Genomic DNA, 3,058 nt, shown 5'->3' on the forward strand with positions numbered 1-3,058 from the left:
TTTATGAGAAAAAATTCTGAGAAAATAGCTATACTAATACTTATCCCTATGCTCTTGTTTACTTTAGTTTTTACATTAAAAACTATGTGATAAATAAAAAATAAATGAGCTACAAATACTGTAGCTCATTTATTTTTTATTAAACCAAATTCTTATATTGTTTTAGAAAATCCTTTATAGCTTGAGTTATTATTTCTTGTTTAGTATGATCAGAATTGCTACATAATCGTTCAAACTCTTCCCATGTGGATTTTTCAACTTGAACTCTAGTACTTTTTAAATCAGTCATATCACATTTCTCTATCAAAATATCTTTTTTAGATTTCGTTGTCTTTGGTTTAAGTGATTTTATATCTTTAACTGATAAATACCAGTCATAAACTTCGCAAAGTTTATCTAAATCTTCAGCACTAACATTAACCTTCGCTGGTTTAGCTTTATATACCTTTGGGATTTTGGTATTATTAGTTTTTGAACTTTTTTTAGAATTGTTACTAGAAACATTACTTTTTTTTGTTTTTGTAGATGTTTTAGTATCTTTAGATGATGATTTAGATGCTTTAGCCGAATTTATTGTTAACTCTAATTGTTTTACATCTTGCTTTGAATCATTTTCAAGAATACCATCTTTTTTTACATACTTTCCTTTTACTGATTTATATCCATTTTTATTTAAAAAACGTCTTAAAGCTTTTATATCTGAATCCAATTGAGTTGCTATTTCATCAATTGATATTCCTTTATTTTGTAGTTTTAAAAACTTATCTAATTTTTGTTTATCTGTCATTTTTCATCCCTCCAAACTAATCACTATAAATTATAACACGTAATTGGTATTAAATACAAAAAAACTCCAAACATATATTCGGAGTTTTAATTTACATTAACTTCGTGTTTTATTTCTACCCTTCTTGATTTATTTCTATTGACACTGTCATCATTATTTTTTATAGGTTCAGCTTTAGATCTACCTACAGCTATTATATCTTCTGTTAGTTTATCTTTATACTTATAATCTCCTATTTCATCTCCAACTATAAAGTTTACCACACTGAAAGCTCTTCTTTGTGATAAGTCTAAGTTATATATATATGTTCCTACATCATCAGTATGGCCTTCTACTATTATTTTAGATATATAATCACCATAATCTTTATATATAGTTTCAGCGTACTTAGGAACAAATACTTTTAAGATTTCTTTAGCTTCTGGCTTTAACTGATCACTATCTGTATCAAATAATGCAGTTTCTCCAAATGTAACTTCTCCACTTTCCTTGTCAATTTCTATTGGAATTCCATTTTCTTTTAAAGTTTGTTTTACTGAATTATTAACGTTACTTGCTATTCCTTGTTCTACTCCTCCAACCATACTTTCAGAGCTAATTAAAAGCATTATAACAACCATTAAAATCGTTGCTAATAAATCTGTAAATGTAGGCCAAAAATTACTATGTTCTTCCTCTTTATTTACAGTTCTTCTATATTTATTTATCATACTCTAATTCCTCTTCTTCATCATCATCATACAATTCAATTTCGTCTAATTCATCTAAATCGAAAGTTTGGTTGGGATTATCATAAACTTCATTATTTTTAACAGCAGATTCTAATGATATTGAATTTGACATGTCTAAAGCTTCTTTATATATATCTATATACTTAAATACAAGTTCTAGTTGGTCAATTACTGATCTAGCCTGCTCATCTATAACGGATGTTAACTTGTGTATATCCTCTTTTAAGGTTACATTGTTTTCATTCATACTATTTTGTTTTATAAGTAAATTATTTTCGTGAGAGATTAACTTCACCATAAGATCTTGTATATTTCTTTCATATAATGCAAATCCAGCATTTACATCTCTTATATAGTCTTTAATAGCAAGTTGACTTTGATTTACTGTTTTTATATCTTTTGAAGACTCTTTTACATTTTCTACTATTTCATTATAAATTTTACTTTGAGATTCATATGTATCAAATAACTTAACAAATTTTAAATTAAGTATACTAAATTGTTTATCTAATTTTCTTATGCTTTGATCAAACGCCTTTATAGAATCGTTTGATCCATTTAACATATTACCTAATTGCCCTATAGAAGATATAAAATCGTCATTAAAGTCATGTAAATCTTTAGAAATCTTATCAAATCTTTCTATAGCGCTTATGGCTTTACTGATATCCTTTATACATACCTTAATTTCATTTAACTTTGAATCTAAAACTTCTCCTTTGTTATTGCTAGATTTAACTGTCATAATATTTTCTAGTTTAAGCATCAATTGTAACAGTATACTCTCGCAATTTTTATATTTTATATATGCATTTATGGTTACTGAACATATTATCCCTACAATACTTGTAGCGAATGCGATTTGCATACTGCCTATAGCAAGAGTCATTGAGTTTACGATATCACTCTTATCGATACTTGCAAGAGTTATTGTAAGTCCTACAAATGTACCCAAAACTCCTAACAATATGCATAATGAAGGTGAACTCTTAACAGCTTTTATTTCATTTATTATAATCTTACTATCTTTAGAAAAGTCAGATATAACTTCTTCTACAAATGTGTTCATGTTTATTTCTGCATATGGATATGTGCTTTTATATGATTCGTACTTATTATTAGCAATAGATACTATATCACTTTCTTCTGGATTTAAATTTAACTCCTTCAATTTCTCTTGCACAAAATCATAGATTTTATTGTTTTTTATAACGTTTATAACTGAGTGAATTATTGTAATACCTATAAATATTAATGTTATAGGATTTGTAAATATCGATGTAAATAAATTACTTATTATACTTCCCATACTAACCTCCTTAATTGAATGTGTTTTAATAATATATATGTACATACTAGTTAAAATAGACAAAAAATAAGAAGATACCTTTGGTTTAACTTCAAGGTACCTTCTAAGATATAAATACTATTTTTATACTCAAGCTACTTCTGATAAATTTATGGGTTTTATCTGTATTAATGTAGATAACTCAGAAGCTAAGGTTTAATGTAGAGAGTATTTTTAATAGTTAAATATTTA

General features: G+C 26.2%; 3 protein-coding genes. All 3 read right to left on the reverse strand.

The window, feature by feature from the left end; translation table 11 throughout:
- Positions 1-139: 139 nt before the first annotated feature.
- The 3 genes from VN21_RS03885 to VN21_RS03895 all read right to left on the reverse strand — a co-directional run bounded on the left by VN21_RS03885 (position 140) and on the right by VN21_RS03895 (position 2,827).
- Complete coding sequence (locus tag VN21_RS03885; RefSeq protein ID WP_046822133.1) at positions 140-787, reverse strand: hypothetical protein; 648 nt, start codon at positions 785-787, stop codon at positions 140-142.
- An 86-nt stretch (positions 788-873) separates the two neighbouring features.
- Positions 874-1,497, reverse strand: a complete 624-nt coding sequence (locus tag VN21_RS03890; protein ID WP_046822134.1) for an OmpA family protein — start codon at positions 1,495-1,497, stop codon at positions 874-876.
- A complete protein-coding gene (locus VN21_RS03895; RefSeq protein WP_046822135.1) occupies positions 1,487-2,827 on the reverse strand; it encodes a MotA/TolQ/ExbB proton channel family protein in 1,341 nt (446 codons plus the stop codon). The genes VN21_RS03890 and VN21_RS03895 overlap by 11 nt, the downstream gene beginning before the upstream one ends.
- Positions 2,828-3,058: the final 231 nt, after the last annotated feature.

It is taken from the genome of Paraclostridium benzoelyticum (assembly GCF_001006285.1).
In the GTDB taxonomy this organism is placed as follows: Bacteria; Bacillota; Clostridia; order Peptostreptococcales; family Peptostreptococcaceae; genus Paraclostridium; species Paraclostridium benzoelyticum.

What these genes read in the sequence shown, in the direction of transcription:
- VN21_RS03885 (WP_046822133.1), bottom strand. Translation starts at nt 787, where the DNA reads ATGACAGATAAACAAAAATTAGATAAGTTTTTAAAACTACAAAATAAA.
- VN21_RS03890 (WP_046822134.1), bottom strand. Translation starts at nt 1,497, where the DNA reads ATGATAAATAAATATAGAAGAACTGTAAATAAAGAGGAAGAACATAGT.
- VN21_RS03895 (WP_046822135.1), bottom strand. Translation starts at nt 2,827, where the DNA reads ATGGGAAGTATAATAAGTAATTTATTTACATCGATATTTACAAATCCT.